Here is a 21907-nt window from a genome sequence, read left to right as displayed (position 1 = left end):
CTATTTTCGGGTCATGTACTCGTCCGTATTCATAAGGGCAGCCGCTACTCGCGCCAGAGTAGCGGTTGTGGGCGTTGCGTATTCTTTGGGTATCCTTTCGTAGCCTACTTCTAGGTACTCACGTACTTTCTGTGGTTTTTTGTTCAATACCTGGTATTCCTCCTGATACATCCGCTTCAGCACATTCAACTCTTTGGTACTGGGCTTTCGGCCGGTCAGCAGGCGGTACCCATGTACCAGACGTTCATCCACATCCGGCCCTGCCTCCTGTTGCATCCGGAGCGCCACGAACCGGGCTGCCTCCACAAACTGTGGGTCATTCAGTAGTACCAGGGCCTGCAGGGGCGAGCTGGAACGCACGCGCTTGACGGTACAGAAGTTGCGGTCGGGGGCGTCAAAAATGAGCATGGAGGGTGGAGCTGACGTACGCTTCCGAATAGTATAGATACTGCGTCGGTACAAGCCTTCACCGGGCGCTTCAAAGTACTGATATCGCCAGGCTTTGTCACTTAGCTCGTCCCAAAGGCCGGCGGGCTGATAGGGATAAACGCTTTTGCCCCCAATCTTCGCTACCAGCAGTCCACTCGCGGCCAGCGCCTGGTCCCGGATCATCTCGGCGGGCATCCTGAATCGCGAAGCTCTGGACAGCCACTTGTTCTGCGGATCTTTAGTCAGGTGTTCGGGCGTAATGCGGGAGCTCTGCCGGTACGTGGCTGACATAAGGATCAGTTTCTGAAGAGCCTTTATGTCCCAGGCAGGGGAGGTACCTGACCCTTTCTGAAAACGGAGGGCCAGGTAATCCAGCAATTCAGGATGGGACGGAAGTTCACCCTGATTGCCGAAATCATCGGTCGTATTGACCAAGCCCCGGCCAAAGTAAAACTCCCAGAACCGGTTCACCGCTACGCGGGCCGTGAGCGGGTGCTCCGGCAGGAAGAGCCACTGCGCCAGCCCGAGTCGGTTTTGTGGGAGCCCTTTCGGGAAAGGCAGGAGGGGAACCGGGGTAGTAGGCTGCACGGGCTCACCATAGCTGTCGTACACGCCACGCTTGAGTACATGGGTAGGTTGTGGCTGAGGTAAGTCGCCCATGACCATTACCTCAGGAATAGAATCTAATTCGGTAGCCAGCTCTCTTCGTAGTACCAGCAGGGTAGTTTCGCGATTGGCCGCTAACTTCTTTCTATGCGCCGGTGGGAGTGGTTTTATCTTATTCTTAGCAAACAGGTACTTTACCTCCGGTGCCGACAGCTCCCCGTCAAAGAGCGTGAACTCATCCAATTCGCCACCCGGTAGGGAGCGGTCCAGCTCGCGGTAGCCCATGCGCAGGCCGTTGAACCGGCTCGATTTCTGGACGTGGGGCGTCTGACGGATATTCTTGATCAGGTGATCGTATTCGGTAGTTGTTTTTATTTTCTGTCCATTCAGGTACAGGCTCATACCCGCGGCCCGGCTCGATCCGTCGTAGCTGGCGGCTACGTGGTACCACTGGTCCGGTTGCAGGGCGGTCGTACTCACTACACTGATGGCATCGTGCGGGAAAGCGTGCATGAGCCGGAAGTTCAGTCGATTGTCTTTCAGGATCATGTCGTACCCCTGATTGCCATAGCGCCAGGTATCACAGTGGTAGAAGAGTGTGGCCTTGTCGTACTGCTGAGGTACCTTCACCCAGAATGAAACCGCGAAGGGTTCGTACCGCTCAAAGTACCCCACCTGGTAGGGGGGCAGGTTCAGGCGGGTTTCTGCGTTCAGCTTAAAGGATTTTCCTACTACTCCAGTTCCAGTTTCGATGGAGCTCGCTTCGGCCGGAGTGGTCGGATCGGCCCCATTGACAAACTGCTGTACTTCTCGGGACTTGCCATCTTTAGTGACCGTTTTCTTTACCAACTGGTCAAATGGGAGGTATGCCACCAGCTTCTGTGCCAGGCTTACGTCTGTCTTTTCGGCTACTGGGTTAAGAGTTGTGGGTAGTCTCTTTTCCTCCTTAGCGATCAGTGCTTTTAGCTGCGCTATTTTGCGGTCATTTTCCGGTTGGGTAAGCAGCAGGGTAGGGCCTGGTACTATATCCGGGCCACCGTAGTTGTGACTACCGCTCTCGAAAGTACTGTTAAAAAACGCAAACAGGGAGTAGTAGTCCTTCTGGCTGATGGGGTCATACTTATGGTCGTGGCAGCGGGCACATTCTACCGTCATACCCAGAAAGGCTTTGCCAAGGGTGTTGGTGCGGTCGGTTACGTACTCTACGCGGTACTCTTCCTCAATGATTCCCGCCTCCGCATTTTGTTTGTGATTGCGGTTAAAGCCCGTCGCGAGTACCTGTTCCTGCGTCGCATTGGGCAGCAGGTCGCCGGCTAGTTGCCAGGTGACGAATTTTTCAAAAGAGAGGTTGCGGTTGAAGGCCGAGATGACCCAGTCGCGCCAGGGCGACATATCCCGGTGCTTATCGTCGAGGTAGCCGTGGCTATCGGCAAAGCGGGCTACATCCAGCCAGTAAGCGGCCATGCGCTCGCCGTAGTGGGGGGAATGGAGGTAGCGGTCTACCATGTGCTCATAAGCATTGGAGGAGCGGTCCTGGATAAAAGCATCAATGTCTTTGATAGTAGGGGGTAGTCCGGTCAGGTCAAAGCTTACGCGGCGGATGAGCGTTTCGCGATCAGCTTCGGGCGAAGTGGCTAGTCCCTCTTTCTCCAATCGATCCAGTACAAAAAGATCAATATCATTCCTGGCCCAATCTGGATTTTTGACCTTCGGGAGCCTGGGTTGTTGCGGAGCTACAAACGCCCAGTGGGGCTTATACTCAGCGCCCTGTTCGATCCACCTGATCAGGGTAGCCTTTTCGGTGGGGGTAAGGGAGAGGTGTGACTCGGGCGAGGGCATCACCAGCTCCGGGTCGGTACTCAGGATGCGGTGTACCAGCTCACTGCGGTGGACTTTGCCCGGACTGATGGCCTTCCGACCTGTTTCAGACCTTTTCTCATAAGCAAAACCGGCTTCATCCAGGCGCAGGTCGCCTTTCTGCTTTTTCTGATCGGGCCCGTGGCAGGCAAAGCACTTGTCCGACAGGATCGGCTTGACGTGCAGATTGTAATCTACCTCTTCGGGTACACGGGTCATAGCTAGCTCTACCTCTTCCGGAAGTTCCAGGGTGGAGCAGGAAGCCATCCATACGGCTATACTAATACTAAATAAGGTACGTAACAGCATACGTTAGATATTAGTCATCCGGTACTACCTCTGAGGTCGCTCAGCCTGAGCCTTCTATAGTTGACTAGTAGCGTAGTATATCAAAGAAAAACATCTGGAGGGGTATATCTACTCGTATATGGTCTTGAACGCTAGGAGAAGTATTGGTGGCCCTTAGTTATGAGCATTAAATCTTTTTGTACGATTTAATAACCTTTTAATGCTCTTCTAAGGTTCCTCTAATACACAATGTTGAACTTTACAGTTACACTACCGTGTAGTAGTACCGGTGGCAATAAAATACCTTATTTAGTTAGCGTGAAGATGAAAAGTAGAATGGGAATAAGTAAGGTATATGGACTAGGTCTGTTGCTGTTTATTGTAGGGCTTATTGTACCGGTCAATGATGCCGGAGCGGTCTCTGATAATCTGGTGGGTGTGTGGTATTTTCCGTATAAGAAAGCTTACATTGAAATCAGTAAAAGCCCTTCGTCGCACTATACCGGTCGTATTATTGGTGTAACCGACAAGAGCTATATACCCTACCTCAATCAGGTAGTGATGGATGGCGTACAGTACCAGAAGGGGAATTGGGAGGGTACTTTTGTGCATCCTATCCAGCGGACCCGTTTTGATCTATCCATGAATATATCAAAGAGTGGTCAGATCGAGGCCCTGATCTACAAAGGACACCGCCTGATTGGCAGGACCTTCGACATGCAGCGCAGGGAGCTTCCCGGCGATGTCTATGTGATAAATCGCTAATACCCGTTTGCCAGACAGTTTTTAATACTTAGTATACCCTCCTCATATCTATATGCACCCCTGAACAGACTTGTTTTGGGGTGTTTTTTATAAAGCAGCTATGGCTGAATGAATAAACGTATAATCTGTCTGTTGCCGTTTCTGCTCTGGTTCATCGGTGAATTAGCGGCAGAAGTACCTGATTCAACCCTACGCTGGGTATCTTACCTGGATACCCGCAGTTCCTTTATTGATAAACGCCGCGTCAATGTACGGGGAGCCAACGCCGGTATGGCCTGGGGGAAGCAGCGGCACGAGCTGACCGTCGGCTACTACTGGGTGGGGTACCAGGCAACCCGACGGCTCATCGAACTGGACAAGGATCGCTCCATCCGCATCCATCCCGACTACTATACCAAGACTGACCTGCATTACTTAAGCCTGATGCTCTGGCACAACTTTGTCAATACCCGGCGCTGGCAGCTAAGCCTGCCCGTTGAGGTTGGACTGGGCCGGGCCCGGTCATTCCGGCAGTCGCTGACAGTAGTACCGGTAGAGGAGGCCAGTCGTCGCCACTTGTTTGTACCGGTGCAGGTGGGAGGCTACGCCGAATGGAAGGCCACCCGCTGGATAGGCCTGGGTCTGCAGGCGGGCTACCGGTGGGCCGTGTATGATAGCCATCTCAGAGAAAACTTCAACGGATCGTACTACTCCGTAGGTGCCGTATTTTACTCTACCTTTTTCTACGAAATGCGGGATTTTATTTTCAGAAAAAAGCCACTGCGCTCTCCTTTTCATACCAGAAGAGCTACTACTCCCTCAGAACCATCCCAGTACTAATAAATCAGCAGACGCAGTACCAGGCAAACATTTCCTGTTCCCTTCGGGTTAGATACGTCTACTAACCCGGAAAATGGCTCCCCTTACGTCTATACTTGTAAGCTTCCTGATAGTTGGTATCACTCAGGTACCGACTGACTCCCTCATAAAGGATTCTTCCGGTAGATGGGCCGCACACATAGATACCCGGTACTCACTGGTAGACAGGTACCTGCTTTCTTCGTGGGGGGGGAGCGTAGGCCGGATATGGGGGCCAAAGGAGAATGAAGTAACGCTGGGATACTACTTTTTCAGCCCCTGGGGAATCCGTCAGTTCAACTACGGGATCAGGGAGCAGGCCCTCCTGGCTGGCCAGGCCACCTATTCCTATACCTATCCCCGTTACATCATAGCCGGGTACTGGCATAGTCTTATCAACGTGCGGCAGTGGAAAGTGGGCATACCCATTGAGCTGGGAGTAGGGCAGGCCGTCACGCGGCAGTTTGCAATGGATGGCAAAACCTCCGTAACCCTAAAAGAGAAGCACACACTGATGCCGATGCAGCTGGGAGGCTATGTCGAATGGAAGACCACCCGCTGGGTAGGCTTTGGTTTGCAGACGGGCTACCATTGGGAGCTGAGGAAGCACCCGTCCGTACGCAATCTGAATGGCGTTTACTACCGTATCCGACTGATGACCTACCCGGCTCTGTACTACGAAGCCCGTGATTTTATCTTCAAGGGCAAGCGGCTACGCTCTCCATTCTGGCCTATGAAGTAGCCTCTCACCACTTGTTGTTGCACTTCGGAAAGACTTTCTGGTACAGGCTAAAGAACTTTAATCTTTTTGAAATTTTATTAGTCTATAAGTTTGGTAGAGTTTATAGAGTGTATACCTTTGTTGCACCAATAACAATTCACTTTTGATCACCTACCAAACCAGTACCTATATGACTCCGGATAGCCTGTTCATTCGACCTTACTGTTGCTGCTACTCTTCGATGCCATTCATGCAGCTCAGTATTACCGAAAAAGCTCTGATGTAAACAGAGGCTCTATCCAGTAATAAAAAGTCATATAACCTAATGCGAACACCGCTGACAATCACTCGTATGAAACTCGCCACAGCACTATCAATATTTTTTGGAACCCTCCTCTTTTCCATTTTTGTATCCGCGCAGGATGCCCCTACCATCAATGCCACAGTATCCGGAGTCGTAGTTGACTCCCGTACTCAGGAAGCACTCATCGGAGCTACCGTAGCCATCAAGGGTACTACCAACGGAGCCCTGACTGACGCGAACGGAGAGTTCTCGCTGGTAACTGGTCAAAAACTTCCCTTTACAGTAGTGGTATCTTACGTTGGCTATCAGAAGAAAGAGCTGGTGGTGAAAGATAGCAAGGTGGAGATCAAACTGGACGAAAATGCCAACGATCTGTCGGATGTAGTAATTACATCGCGTCGCCGTCAGGAGTCGTCGCAGGATGTACCCATACCTATCTCGGTGATACGCGGCTACGCTGCCGAAGATGCCGGGGCTTTCAATGTCAACCGTCTGAAAGAACTGGTACCTACGGTGCAGCTGTACTCTTCCAACCCACGCAATACGACCCTCAACATCCGCGGCTTAGGTTCCACCTTTGGTCTGACAAACGACGGTATCGATCCGGGAGTAGGTTTCTATGTAGATGGAGTGTACTACGCCCGTCCGGCCGCTACTACGCTTGACTTTGTGGATGTGGATCAGATCGAAGTCTTACGCGGCCCTCAGGGTACCCTCTTCGGAAAAAATACCACCGCGGGCGCCTTTAACATTACCACCCGTGCCCCAAGCTTTGAGCCGGGAGCTAATTTTGAACTAAGCTACGGCAACTATGGCTTTATCCAGGCGAAGGCTTCGGTAACCGGTCCCATCGTGAAGGACAAACTGGCTGCCCGGGTTTCCTTCTCCGGTACCCAGCGTGACGGATTACTTTACAACGTACGTACCCAAAGCTACGTAAACGACCTCAACAACTTGGGATTCCGGGGCCAGCTGTTATATACTCCAACCGAAAACATCAAAATTACCCTGGCCGGTGACGCCGCCAACCAGCGCCCCAACGGATACGCTCAGGTTGTGGCGGGAGTAGTAACGACCAAGCGGGCTCCTTACCGTCAGTTCAATAACATCATTGCTGACCTTGGGTACTCGCTGCCCAGCACCAACCCCTTTGACCGTGTAATTGACCACGATACGCCATGGCGCTCTAATAACGCTCTGGGTGGTATATCACTCAACGCTGAGTTTAAGTTGGGAGCAGGTACCCTGACCTCTACTTCGGCCTGGCGGTACTGGAACTGGGATCCTTCTAACGACCGTGACTTTACGGGCCTTCCGGTACTTGCCCTGTCACAGGCTACCTCACGGCACGAGCAGTGGACGCAGGAAATCCGCTACGCTGGTAACTTTACCTCACGCCTGAGCGGATTAGTAGGTGTGTTTGCGATTGGTCAGGACTTGAAAACCGATCCATATCACGTCGAGGAGTCAGGAGCGGCTCAGTGGAGATTCTCCCAAAGCTCAACCAGCCCACTCTGGAAAACTCCCGGCCTGCTGGATGGCTACGGTATCCGGACTACCTCACGACTGCAGTCATTCGGAGGCGCGGTATTTGGTCAGCTGGACTGGGCTATTACAGAGAAGCTGCACGTACTGCCCGGTATCCGGTTTAACTATGACAAGAAAGACGTAGACTATCGTCGCGAAACTTACGGAGGTCTACAGACTACCGATCCGGCCCTGCTGGCTATCAAGAATGCCGTGTATAGCAATCAGGCTTTTAATGTCAATGTAGACGAAAATAATTTCTCTGGACAGGTGACTCTGGCCTACAAGCCTACGAAGCAGATCAACGCCTTTACAACCTACTCCAACAGCTACAAGCCGGTAGGCGTAAACCTGGGTGGATTGCCAACGGCTAACGGACAGGTACTGACTGACCTGGCCCGTGTCAAGCCTGAGTACGTAACGCACTTTGAAGCAGGTATCAAGACTCGCCCCACGCCTCAGTCGACCCTGAACTTCGTAGTACACAACACCGACATTAAAGACTACCAGACGCAGGTGCAGACTGCCGAGGTAGGTGTTAACCGCGGGTACCTGGCCAATGCAGAGCGGGTACGGGTAATCGGAGCCGAGCTGGATGGAAACATCAGAGTTACTAACCAGCTTTCATTTACCGGAGCCCTGGCCTATACCGATGGCAAGTACGTTACCTTCACCAACGCTCCGGTACCTCTGGAAGAAGTAGGTGGTGAGCTAGCCTACAAAGATATCTCGGGTAGCGTACTGCCGGGTATCTCTAAGTGGTCGGGTTCACTGGGTGGGGAGATCAGCGAAAACGGCAAGCTGTTTGGTCTGAAAGGCAAGTACTTCCTGGCGCTGGATACCTACTACCGCTCTTCGTTCTCATCAAGCCCTTCGCCCTCCAAGTACCTGAATGTTGATGGCTATACCCTGCTCAATGGTCGCGTAGGTTTCCGGGCTTCCAATGGTATCTCAATACTGGTATGGGCTCGTAACCTCACCAACAAAGACTACTTTGAGCAGCTTCTGCCAGCGGCTGGTAGTGCCGGTCACTACGCCGCGGTACTGGGCGACCCCAAAACCTACGGGGTAACGCTACGCTACGGCTTCTAAGCGCCTTGTAGATAAAGATATGCAAACCGGGTGGCTGAGTGGCAAGGCGTAGGTTCGCAATACCTACCACGAGGGTTCGAATCCCTCCCCGGTATCCAATTTAGTAGATTTGTAAAGTAGAGAATAAGGACTGACAGAGTAACTAGTAAGGAGGATTAGAAAAGTAGGGCTGGTAGTAGTCAGGACTGTTTTCAAAGCTTTTGATATTGCCCTCTTTCACCCATGGGGCGGAAGAGGGCAACAACGATAAAGCCTACGTATGTTGAAAATCTTTAATCAGAACTAAGAGATACTATATCAAAATACTTCTCCGTACTATGACCAAACCTGTACTATCCACTCTCTTACTCCTACTTACACTCACCGCTGCTTTACAGGCGCAACCCGCCAAACAAGTCAAAGAGAGTACCCAACTCTGGACCGGGTACTTTGCGCAGACCCGCCTGTCGGATCAGTGGGGGCTATGGACCGACGTACACCTGCGTACCAAAGAAAACCTGCTGAGTGACTTGTCGCAGGGCATCGTGCGGGTTGGCCTCATGTACTACCTCAACGACCACACCAAGCTCACCGCGGGCTACGCCTACGTCAACCACTTTCCGGCCGAAGGCCATGCCGACATCTCCCAGCCCGAGCACCGCCCCTGGCAGCAGATCCAGTGGCATAACAATGGGCCCAAGAGCCGCCTGATGCAGTGGATACGGCTGGAAGAGCGCTACCGCCGCCGCATCCTCAACGACAGCGAACTAGCTGAGGGCTACAACTACGGCACCCGCATCCGCTACAACCTGATGGCGGCCTTTCCGCTTACTAAAAAGGGCTTTGCTCCCGGTGGGCTTTCGCTGATACTCAACGACGAGGTACACCTCAATCTGGGCCGCAAGGTCGTTTACAACCACTTCGATCAGAACCGCTTCTTCGTCGGGCTGGGGTACCAGCTGGGGCGGCACACGACGCTGCAGGGCGGCTACATGAACCTGTTCCAGCAGCTGGCCGCTGGCAACCAGTACCGCAACCTGCACACCGCACGCGTTTTCCTTTTCCAGACCTTCGACCTCCGCAAACCAAAAAGCTAATGCCGCTATGCCTCCCGTCTACACCCTTCAACAACTAATCGGGTACTTCCTCAGGCTGGGTACCCTGGGCTTTGGCGGACCGGCCGCGCTGGTCGGCTATATGCACCGCGACCTGGTGGAGCAGCGCCAGTGGATTTCGGAAGAGGACTACAAGGAGGGGCTGGCCCTGGCACAGCTGGCTCCGGGTCCGCTGGCTGCGCAGCTGGCTATCTACCTGGGCTACGTACACTTCCGCATTCTGGGTGCTACGCTGGTGGGGCTGGCCTTTGTACTACCTTCGTTTCTGATGGTACTGGCCCTGGGCTGGACCTACGTGCGCTATGGCGGTCTGCCATGGATACAGGGCGTGTTCTACGGGGTAGGGGCCGCCGTGATCGGTATTATAGCCGTCAGCGTCGTCAAGCTGACCCGCAAGTCGGTCGGGAAGGAGCGGCTGCTGCAGGGAATATTTATAGTTTCGGCCGTGGTAACGGTCGTGACTGAGTCGGAGCATATCCTGCTGTTCCTGGGGGCGGGCGTACTGGTATGGTGGGTGCGGGTACCACCCCGTTTCCTCCAGAAGCCCGCTACCGCGCTGCTGCCGCTGGGTACGATCCTGGCGCAGATTACTACTACTACCGGCCCCGGCAGCCGCCTGTGGGATATAGGTCTGTTCTTTGCCAAGGCGGGAGCCTTCGTATTCGGAAGTGGTCTCGCCATTGTACCTTTCCTGTATAGCGGCGTAGTCAAGGAGTACGGATGGCTCAACGAAAAACAGTTTGTCGATGCCGTAGCCGTAGCCATGATCACCCCCGGTCCGGTAGTGATCACCACGGGCTTCATCGGGTACCTGGTGGAGGGTACTTCGGGGGCCTCCGTGGCCGCCCTGGCTACCTTTCTGCCCTGCTACCTGCTCACGATCCTGCCCGCTCCCTACTTCAAAAAGTACGGCAAGCTCCCGGCCATCAAAGCCTTCGTGGATGGCGTTACCGCCGCGGCCATTGGGGCCATTGCGGGCGCGGTAGTGGTACTGGGTACCCGCTCCCTCACCGACGGCTTCACCGTAGCCCTGGCCGTACTGACGGGGCTGGTACTATGGAAGTACCAGAAGCTCCCCGAGCCGTACGTGATCCTGGTAGCCGCGCTGGTAGGGCTGGTGGTAAGGGAGGTTTTTGTGGGGTAGGTAACGGATTGCGACTCGGTGTAGTGGCAGAATTCCAGCACAAATGTTGATACAAACCACGTCCACCCGCCATTAAGCCAAACACCTGTGTATAACAGGCGTATACGTCTTACTGAAGTTATCTGCCATGGAGAGGTTGCGTGCCTGCAAAAAATAAAAAAGGAATGATGAGAAGAATTCAATTAAACGATTGACGAAACTCCAACGGACTTTTTTTTGTCTTTGCTTTGAACATTTTACTGAATGATTGCATATGCTCAAACCCCAGATTGTACGCAATCTCGCTAACGGTCAAATTTGTGGTAGATAATTTTTCTTTGGCTTTATCTATCAGTTTGTCGTGAATATGTTGTTGGGTGGATTGCCCCGTTAGTGTTTTAAGTAAATTACGTAAGTAGCCCGGAGAAACGTGGAGGCTATCTGAAATGTATTGGACCGAAGGTAGTCCTTTTGTTATTAAATCATCATCGTTGAAGTAGTCTGAAAGCAATTTTTCCAGCCGATCTAGAACTTGATGATTGGTTATTTTTCTGGTAATGAATTGTCGTTGATAAAACCGATCTGCATAGTTGAGCAATGTTTCGAGATGCGAAATGATAATATTCTGACTGAACTTATCAATATTGGTGTGATACTCGTTTTTGATGTTTGTTACGATTTCGTTGATGAGCTTTTCTTCTTTGTCGGAAAGAAACAGTGCTTCACTTACAGAATAGTCAAAGTATTCATAATTCTTAATTTTATTGGCTAATGATGTACCCCATAAAAAGTCAGGGTGAATGAATAGCATCCAGCCTTCAAGACGTGCAGGTACACTACTTTCTTCCCCACGCAAAATTTGTCCCGGAGCAAAAAAAGCCATCAAACCTTCGTCAAAGTCATACTTCTGTTGCCCATAATACAGTTTATCACAACCTCGTTTCAGCGAGATTACATAAAAATCAAATAGTACAGAAGTGATGTCTGTGTTATTAGCAAGTCCTTCGAGGTTTAAAATACTAATAAGCGGATGCTGAGGCTTGTCATATCCCGCAATACGGTGCAGCTCTGTGATCGTTTTAATTCTATGTGGTTCTGTTCCCATTTCGTAAACTCACTAATATTTTTCTGATGTATTTCGGCAGCCTCAGCTTGTGGCCTCAATCTAAAAGAAAGCTGTCCAACTATTGCATGTCTGGATGTACTCTTAGTTGCTTACTCTTAGCATATTCCTACTATGACCGAGACGAAATCCAGTTAATCTAAAATAACAGCCTCTCCTGGTTTTACTATTCTTATTTGGTGTTTTACCTTATTCCCCTCAGCCGCCTTACTTAAAATATCCTCTGGTTCTGATAGAGGTTCGTCTGCCATATCAAAAGTGCCGTAGTGAAAAGGAATCATCATAGTTGCCCGGATATCATTGAATGCCTGAACAGCCTGCTGGGGATCCTGATGATTGGGCAACATAAACCAACGAGGCGAATAGGCACCAACTCCTATCAGAGCTACATCTATACCGGGAAACAACTCGCCTGCCTCCCTGTAGTGACTTCCATAGCCGGAGTCACCTCCGTAATAAATTGTTTTCTTTTTACTTTTTAGTACAAAAGCCCCCCACAAGCGTTTGTTAGTATCGTTGATGAAGCGTCTTGAACTGTGCCTGGCGGGCAAAAAGTATATCTCCAGGCCATCATCCAGCTTATATTGCTGATACCAGCCTGCCTGCTGAACCTCGTTAGTCCCGACCCACTGACTTAGCAGATCCTTCATTCCTAATCCGGCAAGAAACACCGCATCAGGGTTCTGACTTTGAATAATCTTCAAACTTGCTTTGTCGCAATGATCGTAATGCGAATGCGAAATCAAAACATAGTCGATATTCACCAGTTTAGCCGTTTCGATCGGGAAATCTGTATAGCGGGTATGCATTGAGAGGTCTCCAAAAACAGGATCGATTACTAGTTGCTTTCCATCCAAACGAATAAAAAACGTTGAATGCCCCAACAACACTACCACATCCTCTTCTGTATGTAAGAAGTTGTCATCTTTTACCACTTGCATATGCCAGGTGTCGTTCTTCTTGGTTTGCTTCTGCGGATTTTTTTCAAACGTCCATTTCAAAGCGTTGCCAAAGGTTTGCGTTCCTGGAAATTCGTGATTCATGAAACGCCCGTGTTTATCCACAGGAGTACCTTGCCAGGACGACAGAATAGTTTTTAAGTCGGGGTTGTTCATCCGGGTTGCCACCTCCGGAACTTTCGCTGAAGACATCCCGGATATCTTACAGCATAGTATACACGTGGCCACTGCAGTAACTGCTAAAAATAACATTCTACGTCTCATGTGCTTAATTCTTGAACGGATATTTCAGCCAGATCAATAGAAGCGGAATTAATAAAAAAGGAATTTCTAGTAAGGCTATTCTACTATTTCCGGCGCGTAATGCCATAGCCATAATAAACACAACCGATAACGCATTGAGCAGGTTGCCGAAGAAGAATGTTCTGGGTATCAGCAATAGTATGCCCATTAGTACTGTTAAAACCCCCAATACAGGCATTGCCCATTCTACCAGGTTTAACTCGGACATCATTTTAATTGATTCGGGATTCTTCCTGTAATTAAAGGAGTCCCAGCCGTGTTTGAAACTTAGTCCTGCTGACGCCAGCAGCAAGAGTAATGAAATGAGGTTCTTTATCATAGTATTAAGTTTTTTATGTCTGAGTTTTACTGACTACTTCTTTGTTAAGTACTGCTTTCAGTATACTAACTTATGTCAGTTAAAGACACAGGTAGTAGTATATAGCCGCCTCGAAAATGATCTTTTACCATAAAACGGAGCTTTAAAACGCGCGAATTAAAATTCAACCCTGGCCAATTTTTTTGATATGTTCCATAGTTCTAATGAAACATGTACATCCTCTGCCTGTGCAGGTATCTTTGCTATTGCCGGAAATCCCCGTGTCTCACCTAATTTGTCTGGCCCATAATAGAAACCTCCTTTTGCTTCCGGAGAAGTGGCTGCATATAATGTTGGCAAAGCTCCCTGCGAAGGTGGCTGGAACAGAAACGGAAGAAAAGTTCTCATTATTCCCGGGCCGCTCCATCGCCCTGCCCCAGTAATAAGCAGATTGGTACGGGACACACCCGGATGGGCAGCCATACTCGTTATGCCCCATCCGTGTTTTTCGCTTTGCCGCTGCAGTTCAAGCGCAAACATAAGGTTCGCAAGTTTTGCCTGACTGTATGCTTTCATGGGCGAATAGGAAGTTTCTGACTGAAGGTCATTAAAATAGATTTTGCCTGCCCGGTTGGCGACACTTGAAACGGTAACTACACGCGCATCAGGCGCTTTGCGTAATAAGGGTAGTAGTTGGGCAGTCAGGGCAAAGTGCCCAATATGATTTGTGCCGAATTGTAACTCAAAGCGATCTGCTGTTTCGAGCTTTTTTGGAGGAGTCATTACGCCAGCGTTATTTATCAGAAGATCGATGGCTTGTCCTTTTGAAGTCATTCTTGAAGCAAAGGCTTTGATTGAAGACAGATCCGCAAGGTCTATTTTTTCAAAACTGACTTTTGCGTTTGGATTAATCTCACGAATCTTGGCAATTGCGTCCGACCCCTTTTGAGCGTTGCGCCCCATTATGATTACTGCCCATCCTGCCGATGATAACGCAAGTGCATCTTCGTATCCTATACCTTCTGTACTCCCTGTAATCACAGCTAAACCATCATTTCTTTGTGGGATATTTGCTGCTGTCCACTGGTTGGTTTTGTTTTTCATCGTATCTGTTTTTGTTTATGCAAAGTTGTAACGCTTTCAAAAAACAGATTTAGCCAAAACGCCTTTTGTTGTAGTCAAAAGTGAATCGTCAAAAAATCAATCAGATTATGTAGGGTGTTGAGTGGACTATTGTTGGTTTTCTTTCCTGTGCGGATGTCTGGCGGCAGTACTTTATGTATCTATGTAGTTGTACTATGCCTATAAATAGTTACATAAATTTTGGCATATAATAAAGAATAATATCCTAAGATGACTTTATTTTCGAACCCTTTCAAAGCAATCATACAACGAGTTTGAAAACCTGTTTTTGACTATTTTTTTCTACCTATACAGGTACCTCAACCAACCCCAGAACCTACCAACTAAATCCGCCGTAATGGGCCATGGGCTTGCCATAGTACCTTCCAGTATAGCAGTGTCGTCAAAGAGCACGGCTGGGCCCAACGAATAGCAGTTCGTTGGCACCGTAGCCGTAGCCATGATTACGCCCGGCCCGGTAGTGATCACTACGGGATTCATCGGGTACCTGGTAGAAGGTACCTCGGGGGCCAGTGTGGCAGCTTTGGCTACCTTTCTGCCCTGCTACCTGCTCACGATCCTACCCGCTCCCTACTTCAAAAAGTACGGCAAGCTCCCGGCCATCAAAGCCTTTGAGGATGGCGTGACCGCCGCCGCCATTGGTGCCATTGCGGGTGCGGTGGTAGTACTGGGTCTGGGTACCCGCTCGCTGACCGATGCCTTTACCATAGCCCTGGCCACGGTCATGGGGCTGGTACTCTGGAAGTACCAGAAGCTCCCCGAACCGTACGTGATCCTGGTCGCCGCGCTGGTAGGGCTCCTGGCCAGAGAAATTATAACCGTATAATAAGGTACCTACTTCAACTCAAGTACCCGCTCTATCCGGACCTGCTCCAGAAAAGAACGATCGTGCGATACCACCAGAAGGGTACCCTGGTACTCATTAATGGCGGCGGTCAGAATCTCGATGTTCTGGATATCCAGGTTGTTGGTAGGTTCGTCCAGGATGATCAGGTCGGGGGCCTGGCTGCTGATGGTGAGGCAGCACAGCATGAGCCGCATCCGCTCACCACCGCTCAGGGCACTGCAGAGCTTGTCCCACTCGTCTTTGCTGAACAGGAACCGGTTGAGCCGGATTTTGACCTCGTGTTCCTGCAGGGACAGGTAGTTAAACTGCTGCGCCTGCTCATACACGCTCAGCCCGTTGTGGATCAGTGAATAATCCTGATCAATGTATACCGCCTTGCTCTCCGCCCGCAGAATGGTACCTAGTGTGGGCTCTAAGCCTCCTAGAATAATGCGAATCAGGGTAGTCTTGCCCGAGCCATTCAGGCCTTTAAGGGCGATGCGCTCGCCGCTCATGATCTGAAAGCTCAACTCCTGCTGCCAGAGCGGCTGTTCACTGTACCGGTGGTTGATCCCTTCGGCCGTTACCAGTACCTTGCCCCGGTGCAGGGTAGAGTGGTCAAAGCCAAACCGCATCTTATCCACGTCCGGTAGTTCCTTGCGCAGTTCGTGCAGCTCTTGGGCTATGGTACCTACCTTTTCGGCATGTACGTTCTTGAGTCTGGAGGTACTTTTCTCGGCATTGTTCCGGAGGGTATTCATCATGATGGTAGGTACCCCCGCTTTTTCCTGCTTCTTTCGGCCCCGGGCGTCCAGCTTTTGCTGCCGCTCTGCGGTTTCGCGCGCTACTTCCCGGGCTTTGCGTAGGGCCTTTTCCCGGCTGTGTACATCCTCGTTCAGCGCCTGGCTCTCGATCCGTTTCTGTTCCTGAAAGAAGTCGTAGTTGCCGCCGTAGACCGTAACGCCCTGTTTGCTCAGCTCGAGTACCGTGTCCAACTCATTGAGCAGGGTACGGTCGTGGCTCACGACCAGCAGGGTACTGGTACTGTTCCGAACAGAGTCATACAATAGTTGCCGCCCGGCCACATCCAGGTGGTTGCTGGGCTCATCCAGCAGGACCAGCTCAGGCTGGTGGATGGATATTCCCGCCAGAAACACTTTGGTCTTTTGTCCGCCGCTGAGGAGTGCCATGGGCTGCGTCAGGTCTAGCTCATCCAGTTGCCAGTACTGCAGGGCTTCCTGGCATCGCTCCTCGATGGTCCAGTCGTCGTTGAGCAGGGTCAGGTTTTCTTCTGTCACATTACCGGCCAGGATTTCTTTCAGGGCCTGTAACGGCTCTTCAACTCTTAGCGCCTGGGCCACGGTCAGCCCGTTGTACTGCCCGAATAGCTGGGGTACGTAGTAAGGCGTGGCTTCCACTCTGGCTACGCCGCCCGAAGGGGGCAGTACACCTGCTATGATGCGCAGCAGGGTCGATTTGCCGGTTCCGTTATTACCAATAAGGGCCGCTTTGTCGTGGCGGTTGAGGGTCAGGTGTATGTTGTCAAACAGTACATCCTGATTGGGGTGTATATAGGTGAGGTTCTGTATATGGATCATGATTTCTTTCTGTTGGAAGTAAAACAATAGTGGTAGACCTCTCTTGGCGGAGGTACCGGCTGTCTTTACCGAAAGAAATTTGATCTCACATGGGGGAGCTATCTTGATTGTGGGTACAAAGGTAGGGAAAAGCTTGTAGTAGTAAAATACTACCTATCTCAACTATTTCTTCATGGGTTCCCCGTCCTATGGCCAATGCAAGGTTGGTGGTCCGTTGTTTACAATCTCTGTTTATGTGGTGTGGTTTGTTTGAAGTCTTCTAATTTGGTAAGGTACTCTATTCCTAAAATTAATAATGTTGAACTGATGAAGGAAACTTTCTGCATGATTGCCAATAACCCCCAATTGCCTGACCCGTACAGGAAAAGGGTATAGTAAAAAATCAACAGGCAAAGTATACAGCAGCATTTGAGTAAGTGAAGCCTGGTCTTAAATATGAATACCGTAACGTAAAACAACCCCATCATGGATAAAGTACTCGAAATGGTTACCATTAGGTCATGCAGGGGCGTTGTGATCAGGAAAACAAAGAGCATGTTCGCCATTCCTATGTATCTGAGGACATGGGCAGAGTGGCTGTGAGGTATCTTTTTGGAAGTGTTGATGAAAAAGGTACCGTAACCAACCGAATGGAAAGCCATTCCAACGAGTGCCCAAATTCTGGAAGGGTTTTCTAAACCATTTATCGCCCTTGCTGCAAACAAATTGCTTATAAAATTTTTTGACCAGTTAAACCCTGCGGAGTTTCTGTCAAGGATGGAACCGCCGGGATAAAGAGAAGTGGCAATTAACAACAAAACCACAGAAATTACCACGCATATTAGAACTAAGTACTTCCTAATCATATGGGTATGTTCAGGGTTAAAATCAGTGGCGTGTAGTGTGCAGGCTCGTTTGGATTGACTGCTAACTCGTTATAATTTACTTCCTTATGTCCCACATAGGCAATACCCCAATTAAGCAGAAAGTGACTATTCCTTCTGCTATTGGATTATAAACTACCTTCTACGGGTACTACCATCGGAACGTTGACTACTTTCCAGTCAGGACGTGGTAGTCACGGGGAATTTCTACCCCCCGAAACTGATTGGTTAATCCATAGAAGATGACTACCATCACCACAAAACCCACCGTCAGGATCGCCCTGGATTGAGCGGTAGGTGTCCAGCCTAAAAGGGACTGCTTCATCTTCTGATTGTGAATAGCGGCTACGTGCCCAAAAAATGAGAGGATAGCCAGGCCGTAGTACGGTACAAAAAACAGGTTGAGCGGGAAGGTATTCAGCCCGGCTACGCCGTAATAAAAGTTGGTGTCCAGGTGTAGCACCGTACGTCCTGTCAGCACGGAGCCTACATGAATGACAAAGAAGACAGCCAGGTAAAGGCCCGTCCACAGATGTAGTTGCTCAAAGAAGGTGACTGATGTCTTGCGCTTTTTCAGGAAGATCTTGACCCCTGAATAGATCTGAACCAGTACCGCCAGTAGTATCAGAGTCTCAGCCAGGGGATGGCGGTAAAAAAGTCGCAGACTGGTCATGACCTGCAGGTACTTGTCCACTCCGGCTACCCCACAGAGGTGATTGAACAGATGCAGCCCGATGAAGAGAGTAAGTACGATTCCTGATGCATAGTGGAGTTTCCGGGTAATCATGGCATATAGAGGGTTAAAGTGAGCTGGACTAACGCGTAGCAGTCTGTCCACCTACCTTAGCAACACCCCGATCGCACCGGATAGAACCGCCTGGCCCGCAAGATAATACCAGTAGCCATTTTTGTAAGCCGGAACCTGTACCAATTTCGTAACCTTTCCGTCGTTTCCCATCTCGGTGGGTATCTCCACATCCAACCTTTCTTTGTACCACTTCGTACCCGAAACGTAGTGAATGTCATAGGTACCATCAGGTACATTATGTATGGTGATGGTCTTTACCTTCTTACTATTCACAATCAGATGATCGTTAAGGGTAACGGAGGTTTTTTCGGTGGGCTTACTTGGTTTCAGGACTATCGTTCCGGTATGGGCCGATTCCAGTTGATAATTCACCTGAATGTTTCTGGCGCATGAGCTGAAGGTAATGGCTAGTACGACCAGGATTAAAGTGCTGAGCTTTTTCATGGGAGTTGAGTCTTAAGGTTTGATTAAACTGTTTTATTGATAGGTACTTTGGGAGAAGGGACTGGCCCAGTTAGTATTCCAGTGAAGGCTGTCTCTTTTGAATGCTTTGTGGATTAGTCCGGCTGACAGACAGGGCCTCAGGGTTAAAGCCTTTGATAAGCAACCAGACGGCTAGGGTCATTTCGTAGGCAAATACCGGGAGGGCCAGCAGCATCCCCCAGACGGAGAGCTGAACTATGAGGCCAAACATTTCCAGCAGGGAAGCGATAAAAATGAAAACGGCTCCTGCCAATCCCATCAGGGCTATTTTTCGGGGGATCAACCTGGATTGATAGAAGACAAGACTGTACAGAAAGGTATTGATGCCCAGCATAAAGTTAGGTCCGAGCATAAAGGTCCAGTCGTGAATGGCTTTCAGGATGGAGCCACTGGTTTCGTAGGCGGCGGCGTCAGGGGCAGCTGACTGGCTATACAACTGGCTGAGCGTAAGAAGGGCCAGGACACTCACCACCCCCACCAGGATTAGGATCGCTTCCAGCAGCCGGAAGCACAGATAGCCCAGGCCCATGCTTTCGTTGAACTGGCGCAGGTAGGGGTACAGCATAATGCCTGTTCCTGCCACCGTGGCTACGGTCAGTAACTCGAGTAGAGCCGCTAAGGTGATCTGGTGCGCATGTGTCGCGCTCTGTAAAAGATACTGCGGACTAAACAGGATAGGCTCGTATAATTTCAGCGCGGCTATAGACGTGATGGCTGCGGATAGAAATAGGAATCCGGTAACGAGGGCGTTGGTTTTGTCTGCTTTTAGGTCGGAATGGATCGTGTTCATGTGGCTCATAGCTTGATTCATGAGCAAACATACTGACCCTTATTCCGGCAAAAATTAACAAAAGATAATTAATGAGCGGCTCAGATCACAGCTGTGATCTGGCGCTCATTAATTAGTGCTTTACCGTGATTCTTTTGCGCATCCGGCTCAGCGAAACGGGCGTGATACCGAGGTAGGTAGCAATATGCTGAAGCGGAACCCGGTTAAACAGATCAGGTCTGGTCTCAAGTAATTTCAGGTAGCGCATCTCGGGGTTCAGGTTCTTGAAACTGTCAAACGAGACCTGATTTTGCACCAGCAACTGGCTGCTCATCTGCATGATCAGGGCTTCCAGTTTGGGGACTTTCTCAATCAGTACCCGGCTCCTTTCCGCGGAGCTTAACGCTACCTCACAATCCTCCTCACAGGCTAAATAGTACTCAGATGGTTGCCTGGTCAGGTAGCTGACCGGGTTGATGCCCTGATTCTCCGTGTAGAATTCGGTGGTTCTTTCTTCCCCATCGATCAGATAGTAGCTCCTCACGCAGCCTTTCAGGATAAAGTAGCACTCTTTGGCATACGCTCCCTCCGACAACAGCACAGTACCTTTCTTAAAGGACTTAATCTGATTTTGTTCATTGACAATATTGATTTCCTCGGGACTAAGCTTTATGTACGAAGAGATAAACTGTATGATCGGATTTTCCATGGCTTTTATCGGTAGAGTAGGTAGGTAACTACGTTGCAAGCTACGGCAAAAGACCTATTCCTGAAACGTATTTCGGAGATAATATAAGGCGGTCACCCTATATTCTGGATGTTGTTCAGCAGGGGAGAGGGGACTTGATAGAGAAAGTAGCACCAGCTTTTAACCTACGTCTGGCTGCAAATAGTGAGGGCTAACGCTCCTTTCAGCACGTTAGCCCTTTTACGCATCATCGCTTTCAATGTTAATGCTCGGATAGCGTCGGGTAGTCAATATAGCCGACGGCATCGGGCGTGTACAGCGCGCCGAAGTTCACCGCATTCAGGGGGGCTCCTTTTTCAATACGCTCCACAAAATCAGGATTGGCCAGGAAACTTCGGCCAAAGGCTACCAGGTCAGCCGAGCCTTCCAGTAGTTTGGCTTCGGCGGTTTCGGGCGTTAAGCCGTTGCAGTAGATTAGGGTATTGGCAAAGGCCGAACGTATGGCCTCATACGTCTTTTCCGGAATGCTGGGACTGGCCGAGATGTGGATGTAGGCAATAGCCAACTTGTTCAGTTCACTGGCCAGATACGCGTACGTTTGATGTACCTCTTCCGTATCATAGGGTAGTAAGTCGCCCAGCGTAGAAAATGGCGATATACGCACACCTACCTTTCCCGGGCCAATAGCATCGGCCACTCGTTTGGCTATTTCAAGCGTCAGGCGGCTGCGGTTTTCGATGCTCCCACCGTAGGCGTCGGTACGGTTGTTCACGTTGGGGTTCAGGAATTGCTCCGGCAGGTATCCATTGGCTCCGTGTAGCTCCACCCCGTCAAAACCTGCCTCCATGGCATTTTGGGCTGATCTTACATAGCCGTCTATTACCGAGGCTATACCATCAGTAGTAAGGGCAACAGGTGTCGAATGTTCCTGCATTCCCTTGTTATCCGTAAAGATCTCACCCGCGGCTTTGATTTCCGATGGCCCCACTACCTGTACACCCTCCGGCAGGTTATCCCTATGCCCGATCCGGCCGGTGTGCATCAGCTGTACAAATATCTTAGACCCCTTCTGATGAACGGCACTGGTTACTTTTTTCCACCCGCTAACCTGTTCCTGGGAATAAATACCCGGAATACGCGGATACCCCAGCCCCTCCGGTGCCGGGGCGGTACCTTCGGTCACGATGAGGCCCGCCGCCGAGCGCTGCGCGTAGTAGGTTACCATCAGGTCGTTGGGCAGGTTGCCGATTGCCCGGCTCCGGGTCATGGGGGCCATTACCAGATGGTTTTTCAATTGGAGTTTGCCCTTGCTGAAGAGCTCGAATAACTTTTCCATAGTGCTGTTCTTTATTTTGGTACAGCAAAGATGGCGGGTAATATGCAGGTAAAATATCTGTATTTGG

Annotated in this window: 18 protein-coding genes, 1 tRNA gene and 1 pseudogene; 8 read left to right on the top strand and 12 right to left on the bottom strand. The window is 50.3% G+C overall.

The genetic code is table 11. The features are described 5' to 3' along the window. A complete protein-coding gene (locus tag JUB14_RS23695; protein ID WP_207509333.1) occupies positions 1–3201 on the bottom strand; it encodes a DUF1553 domain-containing protein in 3201 nt (1066 codons plus the stop codon). Between the two features lie 303 nt (positions 3202–3504). On the opposite strand from JUB14_RS23695, the gene JUB14_RS23690 reads away from it, so the two are divergent. The 7 genes from JUB14_RS23690 (at position 3505) to JUB14_RS23660 (ending at position 10664) form a co-directional block, all read left to right on the top strand. Beyond that, positions 3505–3945 carry a hypothetical protein gene (locus JUB14_RS23690; protein ID WP_207509332.1) on the top strand — a complete coding sequence of 147 codons (441 nt, stop codon included), beginning with the start codon at positions 3505–3507 and terminating at the stop codon, positions 3943–3945. A gap of 108 nt (positions 3946–4053) precedes the next feature. Then, positions 4054–4764, top strand: a complete 711-nt coding sequence (locus JUB14_RS23685; protein ID WP_207509331.1) for a hypothetical protein — start codon at positions 4054–4056, stop codon at positions 4762–4764. A gap of 73 nt (positions 4765–4837) precedes the next feature. After that, a complete protein-coding gene (locus JUB14_RS23680; RefSeq protein WP_207509330.1) occupies positions 4838–5524 on the top strand; it encodes a hypothetical protein in 687 nt (228 codons plus the stop codon). 331 nt (positions 5525–5855) lie between these two features. Further along, positions 5856–8426, top strand: coding sequence for a TonB-dependent receptor (locus JUB14_RS23675; RefSeq protein WP_207509329.1), 2571 nt, complete (start codon positions 5856–5858; stop codon positions 8424–8426). Positions 8427–8450: 24 nt separating this feature from the next. Next, positions 8451–8524 (top strand) — tRNA-Cys (locus tag JUB14_RS23670). A 219-nt stretch (positions 8525–8743) separates the two neighbouring features. Further along, complete coding sequence (locus tag JUB14_RS23665; protein WP_207509328.1) at positions 8744–9502, top strand: DUF2490 domain-containing protein; 759 nt, start codon at positions 8744–8746, stop codon at positions 9500–9502. Between the two features lie 7 nt (positions 9503–9509). Then, the gene (locus tag JUB14_RS23660) at positions 9510–10664 is read left to right on the top strand and encodes a chromate transporter (RefSeq protein WP_207509327.1); all 1155 of its coding nucleotides are present in this window, start codon (positions 9510–9512) and stop codon (positions 10662–10664) included. Between the two features lie 178 nt (positions 10665–10842). On the opposite strand, the gene JUB14_RS23655 is transcribed toward JUB14_RS23660, so the two are convergent. The 4 genes from JUB14_RS23655 to JUB14_RS23640 all read right to left on the bottom strand — a co-directional run bounded on the left by JUB14_RS23655 (position 10843) and on the right by JUB14_RS23640 (position 14430). Next, entirely contained in the window at positions 10843–11748 is a 906-nt protein-coding gene (locus JUB14_RS23655; protein WP_207509326.1) for a helix-turn-helix domain-containing protein, read from the bottom strand. A gap of 152 nt (positions 11749–11900) precedes the next feature. Then, a complete protein-coding gene (locus tag JUB14_RS23650; protein WP_229368194.1) occupies positions 11901–12881 on the bottom strand; it encodes an MBL fold metallo-hydrolase in 981 nt (326 codons plus the stop codon). Positions 12882–12993: 112 nt separating this feature from the next. After that, positions 12994–13347 (bottom strand): hypothetical protein, encoded by a 354-nt coding sequence (locus JUB14_RS23645; protein WP_207509324.1) that lies wholly within the window; start codon positions 13345–13347, stop codon positions 12994–12996. Positions 13348–13503: 156 nt separating this feature from the next. Further along, positions 13504–14430 (bottom strand): SDR family oxidoreductase, encoded by a 927-nt coding sequence (locus JUB14_RS23640; RefSeq protein ID WP_207509323.1) that lies wholly within the window; start codon positions 14428–14430, stop codon positions 13504–13506. Positions 14431–14893: 463 nt separating this feature from the next. Here JUB14_RS23640 and JUB14_RS23635 point away from each other — a divergent pair. After that, a pseudogene (locus JUB14_RS23635) lies at positions 14894–15295 on the top strand (chromate transporter); the annotation flags it as partial. Between the two features lie 8 nt (positions 15296–15303). Here JUB14_RS23635 and abc-f read toward each other — a convergent pair. The 7 genes from abc-f to JUB14_RS23600 all read right to left on the bottom strand — a co-directional run bounded on the left by abc-f (position 15304) and on the right by JUB14_RS23600 (position 21840). Further along, positions 15304–16893: a ribosomal protection-like ABC-F family protein gene (gene abc-f, locus JUB14_RS23630; protein ID WP_207509322.1), complete on the bottom strand. Its 1590-nt coding sequence runs from the start codon at positions 16891–16893 to the stop codon at positions 15304–15306. Between the two features lie 218 nt (positions 16894–17111). Continuing rightward, the gene (locus tag JUB14_RS23625; protein ID WP_229368192.1) at positions 17112–17738 is read right to left on the bottom strand and encodes a hypothetical protein; all 627 of its coding nucleotides are present in this window, start codon (positions 17736–17738) and stop codon (positions 17112–17114) included. A gap of 187 nt (positions 17739–17925) precedes the next feature. After that, positions 17926–18543 carry a hypothetical protein gene (locus JUB14_RS23620; RefSeq protein WP_207509321.1) on the bottom strand — a complete coding sequence of 206 codons (618 nt, stop codon included), beginning with the start codon at positions 18541–18543 and terminating at the stop codon, positions 17926–17928. A 51-nt stretch (positions 18544–18594) separates the two neighbouring features. Beyond that, positions 18595–19008 carry a hypothetical protein gene (locus JUB14_RS23615; protein ID WP_207509320.1) on the bottom strand — a complete coding sequence of 138 codons (414 nt, stop codon included), beginning with the start codon at positions 19006–19008 and terminating at the stop codon, positions 18595–18597. 70 nt (positions 19009–19078) lie between these two features. Next, complete coding sequence (locus tag JUB14_RS23610) at positions 19079–19837, bottom strand: DUF4386 domain-containing protein (RefSeq protein WP_229368191.1); 759 nt, start codon at positions 19835–19837, stop codon at positions 19079–19081. A 112-nt stretch (positions 19838–19949) separates the two neighbouring features. Beyond that, positions 19950–20525: a Crp/Fnr family transcriptional regulator gene (locus JUB14_RS23605; RefSeq protein ID WP_207509318.1), complete on the bottom strand. Its 576-nt coding sequence runs from the start codon at positions 20523–20525 to the stop codon at positions 19950–19952. Positions 20526–20766: 241 nt separating this feature from the next. Further along, the gene (locus tag JUB14_RS23600; protein WP_207509317.1) at positions 20767–21840 is read right to left on the bottom strand and encodes an alkene reductase; all 1074 of its coding nucleotides are present in this window, start codon (positions 21838–21840) and stop codon (positions 20767–20769) included. Between the last annotated feature and the right edge of the window lie 67 nt (positions 21841–21907).

This window comes from Telluribacter humicola (genome assembly GCF_017355935.1).
GTDB classification, from domain to species: Bacteria; Bacteroidota; Bacteroidia; order Cytophagales; family Spirosomataceae; genus Telluribacter; species Telluribacter humicola.
The sequence above is the reverse complement of the archived record's forward strand: the minus strand, read 5'-3'. Positions and strand labels throughout refer to the sequence as shown.